Origin of the sequence: Bacteroides sp. AM44-19 (assembly GCF_003603395.1) — a bacterium.
GTDB classification, from domain to species: Bacteria; Bacteroidota; Bacteroidia; order Bacteroidales; family Bacteroidaceae; genus Bacteroides; species Bacteroides uniformis.
Genome location: NZ_QTNB01000008.1, coordinates 158222 through 178577, shown reverse-complemented (window position 1 = coordinate 178577; position 20356 = coordinate 158222). Strand labels below are relative to the sequence as shown.

Genomic DNA, 20356 nt, shown 5'->3' with positions numbered 1-20356 from the left:
AGAGTTACCCCGAAAACAAGTTGATATATCATTTTGCTCAATATTACTAACGAAGTAAATAATTATTTCCACCTGATTCAAGAAAAACACCTATAATACAGATAGTAAATAACAAAATGATATATCAACTTATTTTCGAGGCAACCCTTTTCTTACTATATTATTACTATTCTTTACTTCTTCAGTTCATTCGAGAAAGAATAAGGATAATCTTCCGGCTGCGTACCTCTCTTCATATTAGGCTGGCTGCCCATATCAAACCTCAAGGTACCGCCATTCAGCAAATCGCCATGCGTCAGATAATTCCTGGAATAATCCACGCCGTTCACCTTGAGAGACTCGATATACATGTTCTCCGGTGAGTTATCCGGAGCGTCAATTGTCAGGGACTTACCGTTCTCGAAATGGAGGGTAGCCTTACGGAACAGAGGGGCGCCCAATACATACTCGTCCGTACCAGGGCAAACCGGATAGAAACCAAGTGCAGAGAAGACATACCACGCGGAAGTCTGACCGTTGTCCTCGTCACCGCAATAACCGTCGGGACCGGCAGTATACATGCGGTTCATTACCTGACGAAGCCAATATTGGGCCTTCCAAGGTTCCCCGGCGTAGTTATAAAGGTAAATCATGTGCTGGATGGGCTGGTTGCCATGGGCATAGTTACCCATATTCATCACTGTCATCTCACGGATTTCATGGATTACCTGGCCGTAGTAGCTGTCATCGAACAAGGGCGGGACAATAAATACAGAGTCAAGCATCTCTACGAAAGACTCTTTTCCACCCATCAGGTCTATCAGACCTTGAGGGTCGTGGAATACAGACCAGGAATAGTGCCAGCTGTTACCTTCAGTAAAGGCGTCACCCCACTTCAAAGGAGAGAAAGGAGACTGGAACTGGCCGTCTTGATTACGACCACGCATCAGCTTGCTTTCCTTATCAAATACATTCCTATAGTTCATGGCACGTTCCGCAAAGAGTTTCTGCTCCTTCTTCGGACGGTTCAGTTCTTTTGCCATGCGGTAGATGCACCAGTCATTATAAGCATACTCCAAAGTACGGGCAGTGTTCTCGTTGATTTTCACATCGTAGGGAACATAACCAAGCTTGTTGTAATACTCATAGCCGAGGCGACCCGTAGAAGAGACCTCGGGATGGACATTCTTTGTACCGTTGATGAGACCTTCGTACAACATCTGCACATCCTCCACCTTCACACCTTTCAGATAGGCATCTGCCAGTACGGAAGCAGAGTTGTTGCCAATCATACAGCCACGGTGACCCGGACTTGCCCATTCGGGGAAGAAACCGCTTTCCTTATAGGTGTTGACAAGACCTTCCTGAATCTGCCTGTTCACCGACGGATACATCAGGTTGAGGAATGGGAAAAGACAGCGGAAAGTGTCCCAGAAACCGGTATCCGTATACATATAGCCGGGCAACACTTGCCCATTGTAGGGACTGTAATGAATCGGATTTCCCGCCTCATCCAGTTCATAGAATGCACGCGGGAACAACAAGGAACGATACAAACATGAGTAGAAAGTACGGTACTGGTCAAGGGTTCCGCCTTCCACATCAATACGGCCCAGCACCTTGTTCCAGGCATCCTGACCTTTCTGAACCAGTGTTTCCAAATTGTCATTGCCAAGCTCCTTCAAGTTACGGTCAGCCTGCTCAAAACCGATGAAAGAAGAGGCTACACGGGCATGTACCACTTCACCCTTACGGGTTTTGAAACCGATAACAGCACCGGCATGTCCGGCTTCCTGCTCAACCTTATTCTCGGTCAAGACGCCATCGGCTACAGACGCCTTATAAGTAAAAGGCTTGTCGAACTCTATCACGAAATAGTTCTTGAAGTTCTCGGGAACACCGCCGCTGTTACGGGTAGTATAACCGATAATACGATTCTGTTCCGGAAGTATCTTCACATAAGAGCCCTTGTCAAAGGCATCGACAACAATGTATGAATGATCATTTTCAGGGAAAGTGAAACGGAACAATACGGCACGGTCGGTAGGGGTGAACTCGGTAACCACATCGTGTTCGGCAAGATATACCTTATAATAATGAGGAAGTGCTACTTCGCCCTTGTGGGAGAACCAGCTTGCACGCTTCTCTTCATCAAACTCGGGTTTGCCAACCACCGGCATAATGGAGAACTGCCCGTAGTCGTTAATCCAGGGACTGGGCTGGTGTGTCTGCTTGAAACCACGGATCTTGTTCGCGGTATAGACGTATTGCCAGCCGTCACCCATCTTACCTGTCTGAGGAGTCCAGAAGTTCATACCCCAGGGACGTGCGATCGCAGGATAGGTATTACCGGTGGAAAGCTCGAAAGTAGACTGCGTGCCGACAAGAGGACTGACATACCGGGTAAAGTCTTTGGCATGCAGCCATAAAGCACTGCTCACAAAAAAAAACAATAGGATTAATTTTCGCATAATATTAGAAAGTTGTTAGTATTAAATAAATTCTTCTCGTCATATCTCGAATTTGTGCGGCCTTCCTACTTCATTGAGGAGAGGAAAACACTGTTCCCCACAATTTTATACTCCAATGGAATGGCATTCTTTATCAGATTCAGCACAGCCCCTACACTCTCTTTTTTCTTCAGTGTACCCGAGTAAGTCTTGCTTACATCTATGTTCGGTGCCAGAATTACCCTCACCCCATACGAATTCTCCAATGTACGCGCAATGGTGTATAGGTCAGCCTTCTCAAAGACAAACTCATTATTGTGCCAGTTTTCGATTCCCGTATCCACCTGCTTCACCACCAGACGCCTAGTCATTCCGTTCAGCTCGGCTTTCTGTCCGGGGGCAAGGATAATCATACCCTCGCCATGATTACCTTTCACCTCTACTTCGCCTTTCAAAAGGGTAGCTACTGCAGACATCTTAGCCTTGTCAGACTTGAGGTTGAAAACAGTTCCCAATACTCTGACCTGCATGACCTCACTCTGTACGACAAACGGTTTTTCCGGATTCCTCATCACCTCAAAATATCCTTCTCCTTCCAGATAAACCTTTCTTCCCTTCCCTGCAAACTCATGTGGATATTTCAGGGTAGTGTTTTTATTCAGCCAGACTTTGGTTCCATCCGGCAGTTTCAGTTCCTTAATCTTATCATGAGTGGTGACAGCCAGTAATGTTTCCGGCTGGCTATAAGTCTGATAAAAAAGATAGCCGAAAGTACCCAAAAGGAAGAAGCCCACAAATACGGCCGCATACCGTATCCACCCAACCATCCTCCGTACCTTGTATTGTTTCGTCTTCTCTTGTTCCAGCCTTTTAAACAATCGCTTTTCGGCCTTTTCTATGTCTTGTGTATTCGAAGTATCCCCCAGTCTCCCCAAGTGGTAAATCTCCTCCAGCCTGAACAATTCGCGTGCATTCTCACCCGACTCTTCCAGCCAGGCGTTCACCTCACGAAGTTCATCTTCCGTACATTCACCCATAAGGAACTTGGCCAATATCTCCTCATTCAACTTATTCATTCTTTCCTTCATTATGATAATAAAACAACGCTGCTCGCAAAAACACTTACTTTCCCGATGAAAAACAGAGCCAACATCAGGTTCAGATACCCCAGTTTATCACGCAGCAACTTCAAAGCTTTGTACATGTGGGCCTCCACCGTACGCAATGACACTCCCATTGTATCAGCTATCTCCTTATTCTTCATATCATGCAGATAGCTGAGTTTGAATACCATCCGGCACTTGTCCGGCAATTCATTGATGGCATCGGACAGCTTCCTCCTGAGTTCGGCATCCTCTATCCGTTTCACCACATCATTGCTGTCAGGTTGATAGAACTCAACCCTCTTTTTATGGATTTCGAGCATGACAGCCTCATAGCCACTCACAATGTCCCGATGCTTCAGAACGTTCAAGGCACGGGTATACACCGCCCTATACAGAAAAGCCTGAATCTGCTCTCCCACCTTCATGGTATCTTTCCGCTTCCACAGCTCCACGAAAACATCCTGTACCACATCTTCCGCATCTTCTTCCCCCACAATGCGTGTGGCATAGAACAGCAGGTTGGTATAATACCTGCGGAAAAGGGATTTATATGTCAAGTCGAAATGTTCATTCATATGTTAGCCGGTTATCGGGGACTGTACCATGCCTGACCTGGCTTATCCCCCATTTCAAATTCGAAAACACTTCCATCCATTATCTGTTCATGCGTAATATAACTTTTGTCATAGTTCTTACCGTTGAGTTTGACAGATTGAATGTAGCAATTTTCCTTGCTCACCGCCGGCGCCAGTACCGTAAAGGTCTTTCCACCGGGCAGGTGCATCTTCATTTCCGGATATAGGGGGGTACCGATTTCATATTTTCCACCAACCGGGTCTACCGGATAAAAGCCCATCGCACTGAACACATACCAGGCGGACATCTGTCCGCAATCCTCGTTGCCGCACAAACCGGCAGGAGTGTTCAGGTAGAGTTCACGCATCACCCGGGCTGCATATTTCTGGGTTTTCCAAGGTTGATCCACAGCATTGAACAGATAGATGACGTGATGGCTAGGCTCATTTCCATGCGCATACTGGCCAATCATCCCGGTGCTGAAAATAGGCAACTCATCATCTGCAGAAGGATTGTAAGTAAACATACTGTCCAGCTTCTGGGCAAACCGTTCCTTACCTCCGGTCAAAACTATCAAACCGTCAATATCCTGCTGCACAGACCAGAAGTATTGCCAGCCGTTGCTCTCGCAGATGTGCGGAGTATAGTCGTCCGGCGAGAAGTTCCGGATAAACTCTCCCTTGTCATCACGGGGCTGCATGAAAGAACTTACCGGATTGTAGACATTCCGGTAATTACGGGAACGCTTATAAAACTCGTCCGCAACCTCCTTATCGCCCAGCTTCTCTGCCATACGGGCTATACAATAGTCATCATATGCATATTCCAGTGTTTTAGAAAGTGACCAGTTTTCCGAATTATACTGATCTGTCACATTATAAGGAACATAGCCATATTTCTTATATAACCCAATGCCACGATAGGAATCGATATTGGCAGTAGCTACACAAGCCTCCAAGGCCTTTTTCGCATCGAAGTCCCCAATACCTTTCAGATAGGCATCTACAATAACCGGCACAGAGTGGTAACCTATCATCATATCTGTCTCGCCCCCCTGAAAATTCCATACGGGAAGGCGGCCGTTCTGTTCGAAGAAGGCGAGGAAGGACTTCACCATATCATTCACCCGTTCCGGCTCAATAAAAGTATAGAGAGGATGAGCCGCACGGTAAGTGTCCCACAAGGAGAAAGTACTGTAATTTGTCCAGCCCTCTACCCGGTGCACTTGCTTGTCGGGACCGTAATAGGCGCCGTCCACATCACTGTAAATGGTAGGAGCAATCATCGAATGATATAAAGCTGTATAGAACTTGACTTTCTCATCGCGGTCATCGCATTTTATTTCTATCCGGGACAATTGTTCGTTCCAATCATCCTGCACAGCAGCCAGGTATTTGTCGAAATCATCATCAGGTACTTCTGCTGCTAGATTACGTGCCGCCCCTTCCATACTTACACCGGAGATGGCAGTACTGACAAGAATCTGTTCTCCTTCCTTAGTCTGAAAGTCGAATCGTGCAATGACAGATGTTCCTATCCGCTTGCCTTCTTTCTCTATGGCAGCTGTATCGAGCTGCATCGCAGCAAACGGTTTGGAGAAACGTGTACGGAAGTAGAGGCGCTGGTCGCGTGCCCAACCGTCAGAGTAACGGTAACCTTGCACCGTTACCGAATCGACGGCTTCTATGTGAGAATCATTGGTAAAATCCCAATTCATGGCTTTCCGCAAATTCAGGAAAACGGCAGCATCGGCTTTTGGGAAAGTATACCGCTGAATGCCACAACGCTCGGTGGCCGTCAACTCTACATTTATATTATAATCTTTCAGACGCACCTGATAATATCCAGCGCTTGCCGACTCTTCCGAATGAGAGAACAAAGAGTGAATGCCGAGCGGAGCTTCCGCCTCCTTATAAGGCAATGTCACCGGCATAAAAGAGATGTCATACAAGTCACCAGCGCCGGTTCCGGAGAGATGGGTATGGCTGAAGCCTGTAATGGTACTGTCCGGATAAAAATATCCGGAAATACGGTCCCAGCCCGGCAGTCCGTTGTCAGGACTGAGCTGCACCATGCCAAACGGCGCCTGGGCACCCGGATAGGTGTTTCCAGTAAAATCTGTACCGATAAAGGGATTCACAAACTCTGTATAAGACACACTCTTCACATCCGACACCTGCGAGGTGCATGCCAGAAAGGATGAAAAGACCACAAACAAACAACAAGATTTTATCAAATTCATAACATTATAGGGTTAACGTGTATAGTATAACAACCTAACCGGATAAAACACTTACACATCTTGTCACTTTTCTACAGAATTCATGCAAACAAAAGTAATACAAAATTCCGATTAATCCTCTTTTTTATTTTGTAAAAATATACTTTACACTATCTTTGTCACAAAAAGTCACAATGAATTACACGACCTATCTTTTCGACTTTGATTATACGCTTGCTGATTCTTCCCGCGGAATCGTCACTTGTTTCCGCAACGTACTGACCCGTCACGGATATACAGAGGTGACGGATGACGACATCAAACGTACTATCGGCAAGACTCTGGAAGACTCTTTTTCCATCCTCACCGGCGTGACAGATGCCGGACAACTGGCAGGATTCAAGGCAGAATACCGAAAAGAGGCCGATACGCATATGACTGTCAACACGGTGCTTTTCCTGGAAACCAAGTCCGTACTGACTGCACTGAAGGACTCCGGCGCCCGCATCGGAATCATCTCGACCAAATACCGATTCCGCATCAAGGAACTCCTCGACCAGCATTTTCCTGAAGATTTTATGGACATCATCGTGGGTGGTGAAGACGTGAAAGCCGCCAAGCCATCTCCCGAAGGGCTACTCCTTGCCATTAAGCGGCTACATGTCAGCAAAGCCGAGACCCTCTATATAGGCGACAGCACGGTAGATGCGGAAACAGCCCAAGCGGCCGGAGTAGACTTTGCTGGAGTCACCCACGGAGTAACCACTGCCAAAGAATTGGAGAAGTACCCACACCGGAAAATAATGAACACCTTGGAAGAACTGCTGGCAGTTCAGGAGGAGTATCCTTCCATATTCAAGATTGAAAATCCCATCCGGCCGGAAAACGCGCATGCCACTTCTCCCCGGAAACAGAAAAGGATAAGCGTCTGGCAAATCCTCCTTCTAGTGACACTCTTCTGGCTGGCTATTGAAGAGCTGGACATGACCGACGACAGCAACTTCTTCCCGGTTGTTTTCATACTGACATTGTGGGGTATCCTCCAAAAAAGAAGGATACTACCCAACAAAGCAAAAACTTTCATCGACTCATGGTGGCACCCCTGCGCAGTACGCTTACGCGCATTTCACATCAAGCTGATACAAGGGAGAAAAACTCCTCCCGCTGGCAACGAAACCTGCACCTGCCTGAATTGTGGCACCACCTATACCGGCAACTACTGTAACCGTTGCGGACAAAGCCGTAACACTCCACGCTATCGGTTGAGCAACGCGCTTAAAAACATTGCCGGAGGCTTCTTCAATATAGATAATGGCTTTGGACGTACCCTTCTGGAACTCCTCTACCGTCCGGGATACATGATTAGAGACTTCATCGGCGGTAAGCGTGTAGAGTATTTTCGCCCGTTCCAGACACTCTTCATTCTTGCAGCCCTTTATATCATGGCTGTACAACTGGTAGACCCGGAAGCTCTGAGCAAAAAAGAAAAGACGGAAAAGACAGAGCAGACAGACAAAGAAGAAATCATTGCCGCTAAAGAGAAGCTTACCAAAAAGATGGAGAAAACCTATAGCAAAGAGGAAAAGCGAGCCCTCGCCATCACTATAAAAAGCCTGGAGAAAAGCTTGAACAAACTGGAAGAGAAGAACGACTCCACTTCTGCCACACAGGTATCCGAACAGAACAGCGATGATGGCGACCTCATCGATGAATTTGTAAACGACACCTCGGAAGTGGGAGACAGACTGGAAAAAGTCTTCCAGAACTCTCCTTTCCTAATGAAAGTATGGAATCTGATGAAGAGCTGGGGACACGGAAACAAGGCATTCCGCATCATTGCCACACTGCCTTTGTTTGCACTTGCCACCCAACTTGCCTTCCGACGCCGGAAATATAAGTTAAACTACAATACCACGGAGCATGTGTTCATACAAGCCTACATAGCTTGCCAGATACTCCTGCTGAGCATCATCGTGCTGCCTTTCAACGGGTACGCAAAGGTAGACGATTTGTATGAGCTGCCTTTATGGCTTATTTTCGTCCTATTCTGTTGGGATTACAAACAATTGTACCGCTGCACCTGGTGGAGAAGCTTTTGGCGCACTATCCTCATGCTGACTTACAGTCTTGTGCTACTCGTCATATTCGCGTGTCTTGTAATGGCGCTGATGCTGGCCGGTATCTATGTTCTGAAATTCATTTTGTAACAGAAACCATCCCTACACGGACTGTTTCTCCTTGATGAAACAGTTTTTCTCCAATAATCTAAAAGTACAATCTGCATTAAAAGAACAAAAAAGCAAAAGAACATTTGTCTATTTAGAATAAAAAGAGTACTTTTGTGCCCGATTATTCCGCACCGGGTTCGACCAAGTGCTTTCTAAGTGATTAGAGACCACCCGACGGAGCTAACTTATACATTATATATAAGAAATGTACGCAATTGTAGAAATCAACGGTCAGCAATTCAAAGCAGAAGCTGGCAAAAAGCTGTTTGTACACCACATCCAGAATGCAGAAAACGGTGCAACAGTAGAGTTTGACAAGGTTCTTTTGGTAGACAAAGACGGCAACATCACCGTAGGTGCTCCCACAGTAGAGGGTGCAAAGGTTGTTTGCCAGGTCGTATCAAACATGGTAAAAGGCGATAAAGTTCTTGTTTTCCACAAGAAAAGAAGAAAAGGTTATCGTAAGTTGAACGGTCACCGTCAACAATTCACAGAGTTAACAATTACAGAAGTAGTAGCTTAATCAATTAAAACAGTAAGAAGAAATGGCACATAAAAAAGGTGTCGGTAGTTCTAAGAACGGCCGCGAATCACAGAGCAAGAGATTAGGCGTTAAGATATTTGGTGGCGAAGCTTGCAAAGCAGGTAACATCATCGTTCGTCAAAGAGGTACTGAATTCCACCCGGGTAATAACATCGGTATGGGAAAAGACCACACTCTTTTCGCTTTAGTAGACGGAACTGTACAGTTCAAAGTGGGCAAGGAAGACAGACGTTCAGTTTCTGTTATCCCTGCAGAAAATGCAGAAGCATAAGTTTCCGAACAAGAAATAAGGAAAAGGGATGCAATCCGAATAGGTTGCATCCCTTTCTTTTATGTCAAAAGCAACACTTTATTTGTTTTTTCCATATCTTTGCACTCACAAAACCGAATAACATAAAAACAAGTATAAGATATGCTTACCATCAAACAAATTACAGAAAACACCGACGCGGTTCTCCGCGGACTGGAAAAGAAGCACTTCAAGAATGCAAAAGAAACCATTGCACAAGTGCTGGACTTCAATGACAAAAGAAAAGCCAATCAAACCATCCTAGATAAAAACCTGGCAGAAGCCAACTCACTCTCCAAATCCATCGGACAACTGATGAAGGAGGGCAAGAAAGAAGAAGCAGAAGCCGCCAAAAGCCGCGTGGCCGAGCTGAAAGAAGTCAACAAGGACTTGCAAGCCAATATGGACCAGGCTGCCAACGATTTGCAGACTTTGCTTTATACCATCCCCAACGTTCCCTACGACAGCGTGCCTGAAGGCGTAGGTGCCGACGACAATGTAGTAGAGAAAATAGGTGGTATGGAAACCGAGCTGCCCAAAGACGCCCTGCCCCACTGGGAACTGGCCAAGAAATATGACTTGATAGACTTTGACCTGGGTGTCAAGATTACCGGTGCCGGCTTCCCCGTATACAAAGGCAAAGGCGCACAACTGCAACGCGCACTCATCAACTTCTTCCTGGACGAAGCACGCAAATCCGGCTATACGGAAATAATGCCGCCCACAGTGGTGAACGCCGCTTCCGGCTACGGCACGGGACAGCTGCCTGACAAGGAAGGGCAAATGTATCATTGCGAAGTGGACGACCTCTACTTGATTCCTACCGCCGAAGTCCCCGTAACCAACATCTACCGTGATGTGATTCTGGACGAAAAGCAGTTGCCCATCAAGAACTGTGCATACACACAATGTTTCCGCCGTGAAGCCGGTTCATACGGGAAAGACGTACGTGGCTTGAACCGCCTGCACGAATTCTCCAAAGTGGAACTGGTACGCATCGACAAACCGGAACACAGCAAACAATCCCACCAGGAGATGTTGGACCACGTAGAAGGTTTGCTTCAAAAGCTGGAACTCCCCTACCGCATCCTGCGCCTTTGCGGTGGCGATATGAGCTTCACGGCTGCCCTCTGTTTTGACTTTGAGGTGTATTCCGAAGCACAGAAACGCTGGCTGGAAGTAAGTTCCGTCTCTAATTTTGACACTTATCAAGCCAACCGTCTGAAATGCCGCTACCGTACGGCAGAAAAGAAAACAGAGCTTTGCCATACGCTGAACGGTTCCGCACTCGCTCTGCCACGCATCGTTGCCGCCTTGCTGGAAAACAACCAGACTCCAGAAGGAATCCGCATACCAAAGGCATTGGTTCCGTATACGGGATTTGAAATAATAGACTAAGGCCATAATAGTCACGTGCAGCAATACGCCTTTGACACTTTCTTTCGGGCACGAATTACATGAATTTCACAGTTGCGGTTAGCAAAAAACGTGAAATCCATGTAATTCGTGCCCGGAGTTTTATCATGACAAGCTTCTCCTGCGCAACTACAAAGTATTCTTCAAAATACGTGCAAACACCTCCTCGCGGAAATTACGTGCCACCGGAACAGTATGCCTCCCAACTATAATCCGATTGCCATCTATCATCTCAATCTTTTCCAAATTTATCAGATATGATTTATGGACTTGCTGAAATACTCCACCAGGAAGAGCCTCTATCATACGCTTCATGGTAGAACGTACAAGCAGCTTTGTGCTTTCCGTATAAATACAGACGTAATTTTCCAGCCCCTCCACCACCAGAATATCCTTAAACAACACCTTATGCATCTGACGGTCTGAACGGACAAATATAAAATTATTAGCTTCATCCGGCCATTTCTCCTGCTGCAAAAGACCATGTACTTTATTCACCGCTTTCAGGAACCGGTCAAACGAAATCGGTTTCAACAGATAGTCCGTAACATCAAGTTCATAACCTTTCAATGCATACTGCTCATAAGCGGAAGTGATAATCACATGAGGCGGATGGGCAAGAGATGCCAAGAGTTCAAGCCCCGAAAGATAAGGCATTTCAATATCCAGAAACAACAAGTCCGGCTGCTCAGTCTGCAAAAGAGTGTTCAACTGCATAGTATCTTCACATACACCCATTAAAGAAAGGAAATCCACCTTTTCCACATAGCGTTGCAATCCTTCACATGCAGTAGGCTCGTCATCGGTTATTACACATTTTACCTGTTTCATCCTATAATTCTATCACAAGTTTTACTCTAAACAAAGTATCTCCTCTATTTATGTCCAGCGTATGACGCTCCGGATATAGCAGCTCCAGCCTGCGCCTCAGATTTTCTATGCCGATTCCATGTTTTCCTTTCTGGTGCACTAATGGTTCCGGTATAGAATTTTCAATACTAAAACACAACTTGCCTTCTTTCAGACACATATCCATAGCTATAAAATAGTTCCCTCCCACATATTTGAAAGCATTCTCCACCAACGGTACAAACAACAATGGATAAATCTCAACCTGCGCCTCCATTTCATCGAAATGCACCTGCAACTGCAGCCGCTTCGTAGCACGAAGTTTACATAGGCTGATGTATTGTTTCAGATATTCCACTTCCACACGAACTTGCACTTTCTCCCCGTCATTGTATAATTGGTAACGAAGCAAATCGGACAATTGCTCAAGAGTATGCCGTGGAGCCTCATTATTCTCATCTATCTGAAAATAAACCGTATTGAGTACATTAAAAAGAAAGTGTGGATGATATTGTGCTTTAAGGAATTTCAGCTCTGTCTGGAGCTGGTCATTTTTTATCTTCTCCAATTGCAGGCGTTGAGCTTCGTTTTCCTTCTGTATCATCTGATTACGCAAGAATATATAGAAGAAGCCGCCAAGCAACATACTGACTATGGCGGGAATAGGCACATCGTATAAATCAAGACTTACCCCCATCAAAAAGCGGATAACCCACATCGTCAGAAGACACCAGACGGGAGCTGTCAGGACAACCACCCCGTATTCCTGCCACCACACCAACTTCCGCTTCCGGCACAAACAAAGCCAATACTTCAATAGAAAAAAGATAGGGTAAGACATGAAGAGTACCACAAGCATATCCTTCAACATGAAATTCCACTCATTACTTTCCCAATAGTATTCATGTTTCGGAATATCATTCGCCACACGAATACATAGAAAAAGAATCACGGCAAATAATGCCGGCATCAGCCATTTGTTCCACAGTCTGCCCATAGTAGTTACAAATTTACTCTTTTTGTTTCATCTATTTCTTTTTTCCTTCTGCTTTCTTTTGTATCGCTGCCTTTTTGAAAACGCCAAGAGAAAGCAATACCCAGCACACGTTTGTTGTGCCGTTCGTCAACAAACGCCTGCACACCGGGAGATTGAATATCTACTTTTTGATAATTGGTGTTGAATACATCCTTGGCAAACAAGGTAACGGTGCATCTGTTACGGAACATCTTCTTTTGGATGCCGACATTCACTTCCAGCGCCGGATGTACTGTGGCTTGTCCGTAGGCCATTCGTCCATTATAATTTGCCGAAAGTTCGGCCGACCATACGGAAGTGAAAGCAAACTGGTTCATGCAGCCGAATATCGGGGTAAACATACGGTTTTTCATTTTCTGCCCTTGCTCCGTCCAACCATAATTATTATAAATACCGATAGCGGTCAGATTCACCTTCCAAAAAGAAACAGGTGAGAGGTTGGCGGCATGTACACGCATACCCGTCTGTACATAGGAAGACAGATTCTGGGGCATTACATAGATACGCCGCCCCTCCTGTTCGCGATAGCTCTTCATGATAGCATCATCTGTACGCGAGAAAAAGAGCACTGTCTGAAACCAGTCACGATACACATACCCCAACTCTATATTATCAGAGAAAGAAGGATGCAGCTTCGTATTTCCCCCTTCATGGGTATAGTCATCAAATATATAGGTAAAAGGATTCAAATCACCATAATTGGGGCGGGTAATACGCCTGCCATACGAAAGCTGAAACAGATGTTCCGAAGTCAAACCGTATTGCAAAGCAATAGTAGGAAACAAATGGAAGTAATTCGTTGTAAACGAAGAGTCTTTCTGTTGTGTATTTCCTCCAAAATCCCCGTGTACATGGGTATGTTCCAACCTTAGACCCGCTGAGATTTTCAAGCGGTCTTTCTCATAGCCGACTTGTAGATAAGAGGCATTGATATTCTCATCATATACGAATCGGGAACCAAGTGCCCCGTCCGGCAGCCAGCCGGAAACCGACGGACGCATATAACCTGCCGTATTGTCTATCGTAACAAATGAGGTTTTGACTCCAGCCTGTAACTTCCAAACCTCACTCAATGGATAAACCGCATCTATCTGTCCGACATATAAGTCGGTATTTCCCTTCATATCCCCTTTCAATGTATCGGGCTTAAAACTATCCATCAACTGGTTTCCAACACGGTAGTAATGGAAATAATCAAAAGAAGCGCTGAGTTCTCCCCCTTCTCTTTTCAGCTTGTGCACCATACTGGTTCCGGCAGAAACATTATTCCGGTTTTGCTCCGCATGGCTGTAAGTATTTCCCGCAACTCCGGTTTCTCGGATTTCCGTAAACATGCCTGCATTTTCCCTTTGCCGGGAAAAGTTTCCACCCAATGAGACTCCCCAAACTGTCCGCTCATTGAGATAATAATCACATCCGGTACGAAAATAGTGCGAATAATTCCTACGCTTCCGGTAAGAGTCCTGCATCATCCTTCCTCCATCCCGTTCGAACGCACGGTCGATAAACAAGTCTATGACATCCTTCCCCTGATAATACGAATAGTTCAAATAAAGATTGAACTTATTCTCCCGAATATTCATGGAGGCACCTCCATAACCGCTACCCGTCCGTCCAAGACTGCCATTGCCGTTCAAGGCCAGATTCACACCGCGCAGTCTGATTTTTCTTGTACGGATATCAATCAACCCGGAGCTTCCCGCCGCATCGTGGCGTGCGGAAGGCTGGGTTATCAAGTCTATCTTATCAGCATTAGTTGCAGGAGTAGATTTCAACAGACTCATCAATTCATCTCCCGAAAGATAAGTAGGCTTGCCATCCATCAGAATCGTCGCACCGCTTTGTCCGTTCAGCAAGATATTACCATTGGAATCTATCACGACTCCCGGCAGGGAAGCAAGAACATCATAAAGACTTCCCGTACTTTGAGTGACTGACGCATCCATCCGGTAACTTGTTTTACCGGCAGATATTTCTACCAACGGGAGTTTAGCAGTTACCATAATTTCTTCCAAACGCTGGTCGGCAATCGTATCCTGCTGCGACCAAACCACCAAAGGCATACTCAATAAAATTGCCCCTAAAAAAACATTTCGATACATACTCTTCCTCATTTTTTATTTCAAAAGTAGGCAGGCTGTAGAAAGTGAACAAATTATAGTGACAAAGGAATGTTATCCAGTGACAACATGCAGTTTTACCCTATTCTTCTTTTGATATTACCAAATAACCCCTATCTTTGCAAAATCTATCAATCTGACAGTAATTGCGTAATTACACCAACAAAATTATTAGATAATGAATAAAATCATTAGCAAAGAACACTTTTCTGAAAAGGTCTTTAAGTTAGTCATTGAAGCACCATTGATTGCCAAATCACGTAAGGCAGGGCACTTTGTCATTGTACGTGTGGGCGAAAAAGGCGAACGTATGCCGCTTACCATTGCGGAAGCCGACCCGGTAAAGGGAACCATCACACTGGTGGTTCAGGAAGTCGGGCTCTCCTCTACCCGTCTTTGCGAACTGAACGAAGGCGATTATATTACGGATGTTGTCGGCCCGTTGGGACAAGCTACGCACATTGACAACTTCGGTACTGTGGTCTGTGCCGGAGGTGGTGTAGGCGTAGCTCCCATGCTCCCTATCGTGCAAGCGCTGAAAGCTGCCGGCAACCGCGTCATCACCGTACTGGCAGGACGTACCAAAGAACTGATCATCCTTGAAAAGGAGATGCGCGAAAGCTCCGACGAAGTCATTATCATGACCGACGACGGTTCCTACGGACGAAAAGGTCTGGTGACGGAAGGCGTAGAAGAAGTCATCAAGCGCGAGAAGGTGAACAAGTGTTTCGCCATCGGCCCCGCCATCATGATGAAATTTGTTTGTTTGCTGACAAAGAAATACGAAATCCCCACGGATGTATCCCTGAATACGATTATGGTTGACGGTACCGGCATGTGTGGCGCCTGCCGAATCACCATCGGAGGAAAGACCAAATTTGTATGTGTGGACGGCCCTGAGTTCGACGGACATCAAGTGGACTTCGACGAGATGCTGAAGCGTATGGGCGCTTTTAAAAACATCGAACGCGAGGAGATGCACAAGCTGGAAGAACCTCAGACCTGCCAAGCTACCGGTGAAAACATGGAAGATGAGAAAAGCCGTAATGCTGCATGGCGTCAGGAGTTACGCAAATCCATGAAAGCCAAAGAACGGACTGCCATTCCACGCGTGGAGATGAACGAGCTCGATGCAGAATACCGCTCGCACAGCCGCAAGGAGGAAGTCAACCAAGGGTTAACGAAAGAACAAGCGCTGACAGAGGCCAAACGTTGCTTGGACTGCGCCAACCCCGGATGTACGGAAGGTTGTCCGGTAGGTATCGACATCCCCCGCTTCATCAAGAACATTGAGCGCGGTGAATTCCTCGAAGCAGCCAAGACACTGAAAGAAACCAGTGCACTGCCTGCCGTCTGCGGTCGCGTCTGCCCGCAGGAGAAACAGTGCGAATCCAAATGTATCCATCTGAAAATGAACGAAAAGCCGGTAGCCATCGGCTATCTGGAACGTTTTGCCGCTGACTACGAACGGGAGAGCGGACAAATCTCCATACCTGAAATCAAGGAAAAGAACGGTATCAAAGTAGCTGTCATCGGTTCGGGTCCCGCCGGTCTGTCATTTGCCGGAGATATGGCGAAGTATGGCTATGACGTGACTGTTTTCGAAGCACTGCACGAGATTGGTGGTGTATTGAAATACGGCATTCCTGAGTTCCGCCTGCCCAACAAAGTGGTGGATGTGGAAATTGACAACCTTGCCAAAATGGGAGTAGAATTCGTCAAGGACTGTATCATCGGCAAGACGCTCAGCGTGGAACAACTGGAAGAGGAAGGCTTCAAAGGCATATTCGTAGCTTCCGGTGCAGGACTGCCCAACTTTATGAACATCCCCGGCGAGAACTCCATCAATATCCTCTCGTCCAATGAATACCTGACCCGTGTCAACCTGATGGATGCGGCAAGTGAAGATTCCGATACACCGGTTCCCTTCGGCAAATGTGTAGCCGTGATAGGCGGCGGTAATACTGCCATGGACTCCGTGCGTACTGCACGCCGCCTCGGTGCAGCGCGCGCCCTAATTATCTACCGTCGTTCGGAAGAAGAAATGCCGGCACGTATCGAGGAGGTGAAACATGCCAAGGAAGAAGGTGTAGAATTCCTGACCCTCCACAACCCAATCGAATACATTGCCGACGAACAAGGAAAAGTGAAACAAGTGGTGCTTCAGAAAATGGAACTGGGTGAGCCGGATGCCAGCGGACGCCGCAGTCCCGTACCCATCCCCGGAGCCACGGAAACCATCGACATCGACCTTGCCATCGTCAGCGTAGGTGTATCTCCCAACCCGATTGTCCCAAGCTCCATCAAGGGATTGGAATTGGGCCGGAAGGGAACGATTGCCGTCAACGATAACATGCAGTCGTCCATCCCGACCATCTTTGCCGGAGGAGACATTGTCCGCGGAGGTGCTACCGTAATCCTTGCCATGGGAGACGGACGAAAGGCAGCAGCAGCGATGAACGAACAGCTAAAAAAATAAGAATCTGTCATGAAAGGTGGAGACATACGAACTCCACCTTTTTTATTCTACTACAACCTCTTCCTCTACTTTCCCCTTCTAGCATACAATTTAAATATTTCAAGAATATGAAACGTATTTATCTATCCCTCCTTCCCTGTCTGGCTTCCCTATTGGCAAGCGCCCAAGAGCCCCTAAACGGGGATTCCCTTGCCTCAGACTTTCGGTATCTGGTAAAAGAACTGGCAGCAACCCATCCCGACCCTTACAGCGGCTTCGGAGGAAAAGTATTCTTCTACGAACAAGCTTTCCATCTGGAGAACGAGTTACGCCGGACTCCCGGTACGAAACAGACCTTTTTTGATAAGGTAAGCATTTTCCTATCCAATCTGCAAGACGGACATACCTACCTTTTACCTCCCACAGCCAATCAACAAGCAAATCAGCGTTACCTGGCACTGGAAGTACGCACCATCCCCGACGGCATTATACTTCAAGGAATCCCTGAAACGTACAAAGACTTGTTAGGTAGCCGTATCACAACCATCAACGGAGATTCTTTAGAAGAGGTACTGGCCCGCACTGCCGCTATCCAAGCCAGTGAAAACCTATATGACCGTTATGCCAATCTATGCAGGTCCATGCCTACGGAACATTTCTTGAGACAGCTTTTCCCTGAAATGAAAGACAACCTTCACCTCTCACTTCTTACTCCCGACGGCAAATCAAGAGGATTAACCCTTCCCTTATTGTCAAGGCAGGAAGTGCAAAACACACCCATGCAACACAATAACAGTTGGAAAGCTTATACAGACAAACAACTGGCCTATCAGTTCATAGACAACGACAAGCAAATAATGCTCATCAATATCAACAGTATCATGGCACGGGATAATTTTGAGTATATGCAAAAACAAGGGCTGAAAGATTTATACCGGCAAATAGGATTCTATTATCGGGATATCCTGAAACAAGATATGCCCGCCGATACCCTGCAAGCCATTCGGCAACTCCCGTCCCTTTCCGAAGTTTTCGCCCATATGCTGAAAGAGATGAAGAAGGAAGCCTCCTCCACCCTCATCATAGATTTGCGCAACAATAGCGGCGGCTGGACTCCAATTGTCCTACCCACACTTTACCAACTGTTCGGCGACCACTTCCTGCAAACGGATATGGATATAGAATTCTATCGTATCATCTCTCCCCTCTACATGCAAAAACTACAGACAAACTTACAGGATTTCAACCAAGCATACGGAACAGACTATGCCTACGGTGACTACACTTTTAGTACGGACGAAGCAGACACCACAAACATAGAACAGCGACGGACCGACTTCATCGAGAACTGCATGTCCAGTGTGCCGGAAGAACTGAGAAAGCAACAAGGAAAGGCGCTCTATACTCCGGAACACATTTACGTCATTACCAACGAACGTACCTTCAGTGCAGCTTTCCACTACACTTTCTATCTGTGGAAAATGGGTGCTACCCTTGTAGGAATACCCAGCGGACAAGCCCCCAATACCTACATGGAACAAACCTTATTCCGGCTACCCTATACCGGTATGCAAGGCTCTATCTCCAACTCCATACAAATATGCTTTCCGGGCAAAGACCGGTGTGCCCACACACTTTATCCGGACTTGATGCCCACCTATCAGGATTACCAAAGATATAATTTCGATGTCCAAACTGAGATTCTGTATTTACTCGACAAGATTAAATCGGCTCCTCATTCTCATACGAACCCTGCGGAGAAGAATCAGAAGTAAAACAAAGCCCCGTTTACAAATAAATTGCAAACAGGGCTTTATTTCCATATTTCAATAAAGAGACTACTTCACCACCTTGTTCGTTGCCGGGTCGGGGAAAATCACCGTCGGCTTGAACGACTTGGCTTCTTCAAAGTCCATCAGCGCGTAGGACATGATAATAACGATGTCATCAGGTTGCACCTTGCGGGCTGCCGCACCGTTCAGGCAAATTTTGCCAGAGCCACGCTCGCCTTTAATAATGTAGGTTTCAAAACGTTCACCGTTATTATTGTCGGCTATATACACCTTCTCGCCGGCAATCATGTTGGCGGCATCCATCAAATCTTCATCAATCGTAATGCTTCCCATATAGTTCAGGTTCGCTTCCGTGACGCGGGCACAATGGATTTTCGACTTCAACACTTCAATCATCATATCTTTATAAATTACGAATTACTAATTATAAATTACAAGGCAGCAGGCTCTTTGTACTTGATATTGTCAATCAGACGGACTTCCCCACAGAATACTGTGATGCAACCCACAGCATAAGAAGTTTCCTCCCAATCGGTAATCTTCTGTAAGGTATTGCCATCCACCAGCTCAAAGTATTCCAAACGCAATCCGGGGGCGGCTGCGATGGTGTCTTCCACAAACTTCTGTGTCTCAGCTACCGTATGTGAAGCTCCAAAGGTACGACTTTCAAATAAAGTCTGCGAAATTTTCAGTGCATTTTTACGTTCTTCGGCAGATAAACGGGCATTGCGACTGCTCAGAGCCAACCCGTCTTCCTCACGCACAATCGGACACCCTACAATTTCCAAAGGATACTTCATCTGGCAGACCATCTCGCGAATAATTGCCAGCTGCTGGAAATCTTTCTCACCGAAGTAGGCACGATCCGGCTGCACAGCATCAAACAGTTTGCTCACAATCTGGCAGACACCGTTAAAATGTCCCGGACGGAATGCCCCTTCCATCACTGTGTCCAGCGGCGCATAGCTGAAACGGCGGGTATCCGGTTCCGGATACATCTCCTCCACTGAAGGTGCAAAGACAAATGCCGCTCCACACTCCTCCAGCAAACGGCAGTCAGCCTCCGGCGTACGAGGATATTTCACTAAATCATTCTTGTCATTAAACTGGGTCGGATTTACAAAAACGCTTACTACGGCAGCGTCGTTTTCTGCCACACAACGTTTCACCAATGAGGCATGACCGGCATGCAAGGCACCCATCGTAGGCACCAGACCTACCTTCTTTCCTTGGGCTCTCAAAGCCGAAAGTCCGGCCTGCAAGTCCTTGATAGTATGTACTATTTCCATTT

General features: G+C 46.5%; 15 protein-coding genes. 6 read left to right on the top strand and 9 right to left on the bottom strand.

The features are described 5' to 3' along the window. Positions 1–173 precede the first annotated feature (173 nt). The 4 genes from DW947_RS13665 to DW947_RS13650 all read right to left on the bottom strand — a co-directional run bounded on the left by DW947_RS13665 (position 174) and on the right by DW947_RS13650 (position 6353). On the bottom strand, positions 174–2450 hold the full coding sequence (locus tag DW947_RS13665) for a GH92 family glycosyl hydrolase (RefSeq protein ID WP_057097194.1): 2277 nt from the start codon (positions 2448–2450) through the stop codon (positions 174–176). 65 nt (positions 2451–2515) lie between these two features. Continuing rightward, entirely contained in the window at positions 2516–3505 is a 990-nt protein-coding gene (locus tag DW947_RS13660) for a FecR family protein (protein ID WP_005835480.1), read from the bottom strand. Between the two features lie 11 nt (positions 3506–3516). Then, positions 3517–4110 (bottom strand): RNA polymerase sigma-70 factor, encoded by a 594-nt coding sequence (locus tag DW947_RS13655; RefSeq protein ID WP_005828885.1) that lies wholly within the window; start codon positions 4108–4110, stop codon positions 3517–3519. 11 nt (positions 4111–4121) lie between these two features. After that, entirely contained in the window at positions 4122–6353 is a 2232-nt protein-coding gene (locus tag DW947_RS13650; RefSeq protein ID WP_117866265.1) for a GH92 family glycosyl hydrolase, read from the bottom strand. Between the two features lie 173 nt (positions 6354–6526). Here DW947_RS13650 and DW947_RS13645 point away from each other — a divergent pair, with 173 nt between their 5' ends. The 4 genes from DW947_RS13645 (at position 6527) to serS (ending at position 10791) form a co-directional block, all read left to right on the top strand. After that, positions 6527–8539 (top strand): HAD-IA family hydrolase, encoded by a 2013-nt coding sequence (locus tag DW947_RS13645; protein WP_005828889.1) that lies wholly within the window; start codon positions 6527–6529, stop codon positions 8537–8539. A 226-nt stretch (positions 8540–8765) separates the two neighbouring features. Further along, a complete protein-coding gene (rplU, locus tag DW947_RS13640) occupies positions 8766–9083 on the top strand; it encodes a 50S ribosomal protein L21 (RefSeq protein ID WP_005828892.1) in 318 nt (105 codons plus the stop codon). Between the two features lie 22 nt (positions 9084–9105). Continuing rightward, on the top strand, positions 9106–9375 hold the full coding sequence (gene rpmA, locus DW947_RS13635) for a 50S ribosomal protein L27 (protein ID WP_005828893.1): 270 nt from the start codon (positions 9106–9108) through the stop codon (positions 9373–9375). A gap of 141 nt (positions 9376–9516) precedes the next feature. After that, entirely contained in the window at positions 9517–10791 is a 1275-nt protein-coding gene (serS, locus tag DW947_RS13630; RefSeq protein ID WP_005828896.1) for a serine--tRNA ligase, read from the top strand. 147 nt (positions 10792–10938) lie between these two features. Here serS and DW947_RS13625 read toward each other — a convergent pair whose 3' ends face one another. Genes DW947_RS13625 through DW947_RS13615 form a run of 3 tightly spaced genes read right to left on the bottom strand, consistent with a single transcriptional unit; the run spans position 10939 to position 14796 of the window. Continuing rightward, a complete protein-coding gene (locus DW947_RS13625; RefSeq protein ID WP_005828898.1) occupies positions 10939–11640 on the bottom strand; it encodes a LytR/AlgR family response regulator transcription factor in 702 nt (233 codons plus the stop codon). A gap of 1 nt (position 11641) precedes the next feature. Continuing rightward, the gene (locus DW947_RS13620; protein ID WP_009037054.1) at positions 11642–12655 is read right to left on the bottom strand and encodes a sensor histidine kinase; all 1014 of its coding nucleotides are present in this window, start codon (positions 12653–12655) and stop codon (positions 11642–11644) included. A gap of 5 nt (positions 12656–12660) precedes the next feature. Continuing rightward, complete coding sequence (locus DW947_RS13615) at positions 12661–14796, bottom strand: TonB-dependent receptor domain-containing protein (protein WP_243635090.1); 2136 nt, start codon at positions 14794–14796, stop codon at positions 12661–12663. Positions 14797–14992: 196 nt separating this feature from the next. On the opposite strand from DW947_RS13615, the gene DW947_RS13610 reads away from it, so the two are divergent. Then, entirely contained in the window at positions 14993–17293 is a 2301-nt protein-coding gene (locus DW947_RS13610) for a bifunctional dihydroorotate dehydrogenase B NAD binding subunit/NADPH-dependent glutamate synthase (RefSeq protein WP_005835472.1), read from the top strand. 107 nt (positions 17294–17400) lie between these two features. Continuing rightward, a complete protein-coding gene (locus DW947_RS13605) occupies positions 17401–19047 on the top strand; it encodes a S41 family peptidase (RefSeq protein ID WP_117703444.1) in 1647 nt (548 codons plus the stop codon). A 63-nt stretch (positions 19048–19110) separates the two neighbouring features. Here the strand turns inward: DW947_RS13605 and panD are convergent, their stop codons facing one another. Both panD and panC read right to left on the bottom strand, forming a co-directional pair. Then, positions 19111–19464 carry an aspartate 1-decarboxylase gene (panD, locus tag DW947_RS13600; RefSeq protein WP_005823568.1) on the bottom strand — a complete coding sequence of 118 codons (354 nt, stop codon included), beginning with the start codon at positions 19462–19464 and terminating at the stop codon, positions 19111–19113. 32 nt (positions 19465–19496) lie between these two features. Continuing rightward, positions 19497–20354, bottom strand: coding sequence for a pantoate--beta-alanine ligase (panC, locus tag DW947_RS13595; RefSeq protein ID WP_117749672.1), 858 nt, complete (start codon positions 20352–20354; stop codon positions 19497–19499). Between the last annotated feature and the right edge of the window lie 2 nt (positions 20355–20356).

Excerpts from the sequence above, each read along its gene's own strand:
- DW947_RS13650 (WP_117866265.1), bottom strand. The coding sequence starts at position 6,353 with ATGAATTTGATAAAATCTTGTTGTTTGTTTGTGGTCTTTTCATCCTTT.
- DW947_RS13610 (WP_005835472.1), top strand. The coding sequence starts at position 14,993 with ATGAATAAAATCATTAGCAAAGAACACTTTTCTGAAAAGGTCTTTAAG.
- DW947_RS13605 (WP_117703444.1), top strand. The coding sequence starts at position 17,401 with ATGAAACGTATTTATCTATCCCTCCTTCCCTGTCTGGCTTCCCTATTG.
- panD (WP_005823568.1), bottom strand. The coding sequence starts at position 19,464 with ATGATGATTGAAGTGTTGAAGTCGAAAATCCATTGTGCCCGCGTCACG.
- DW947_RS13620 (WP_009037054.1), bottom strand. The coding sequence starts at position 12,655 with ATGGGCAGACTGTGGAACAAATGGCTGATGCCGGCATTATTTGCCGTG.
- panC (WP_117749672.1), bottom strand. The coding sequence starts at position 20,354 with ATGGAAATAGTACATACTATCAAGGACTTGCAGGCCGGACTTTCGGCT.
- DW947_RS13655 (WP_005828885.1), bottom strand. The coding sequence starts at position 4,110 with ATGAATGAACATTTCGACTTGACATATAAATCCCTTTTCCGCAGGTAT.
- serS (WP_005828896.1), top strand. The coding sequence starts at position 9,517 with ATGCTTACCATCAAACAAATTACAGAAAACACCGACGCGGTTCTCCGC.
- DW947_RS13665 (WP_057097194.1), bottom strand. The coding sequence starts at position 2,450 with ATGCGAAAATTAATCCTATTGTTTTTTTTTGTGAGCAGTGCTTTATGG.
- DW947_RS13660 (WP_005835480.1), bottom strand. The coding sequence starts at position 3,505 with ATGAATAAGTTGAATGAGGAGATATTGGCCAAGTTCCTTATGGGTGAA.
- DW947_RS13615 (WP_243635090.1), bottom strand. The coding sequence starts at position 14,796 with ATGTATCGAAATGTTTTTTTAGGGGCAATTTTATTGAGTATGCCTTTG.
- DW947_RS13625 (WP_005828898.1), bottom strand. The coding sequence starts at position 11,640 with ATGAAACAGGTAAAATGTGTAATAACCGATGACGAGCCTACTGCATGT.
- rpmA (WP_005828893.1), top strand. The coding sequence starts at position 9,106 with ATGGCACATAAAAAAGGTGTCGGTAGTTCTAAGAACGGCCGCGAATCA.
- DW947_RS13645 (WP_005828889.1), top strand. The coding sequence starts at position 6,527 with ATGAATTACACGACCTATCTTTTCGACTTTGATTATACGCTTGCTGAT.
- rplU (WP_005828892.1), top strand. The coding sequence starts at position 8,766 with ATGTACGCAATTGTAGAAATCAACGGTCAGCAATTCAAAGCAGAAGCT.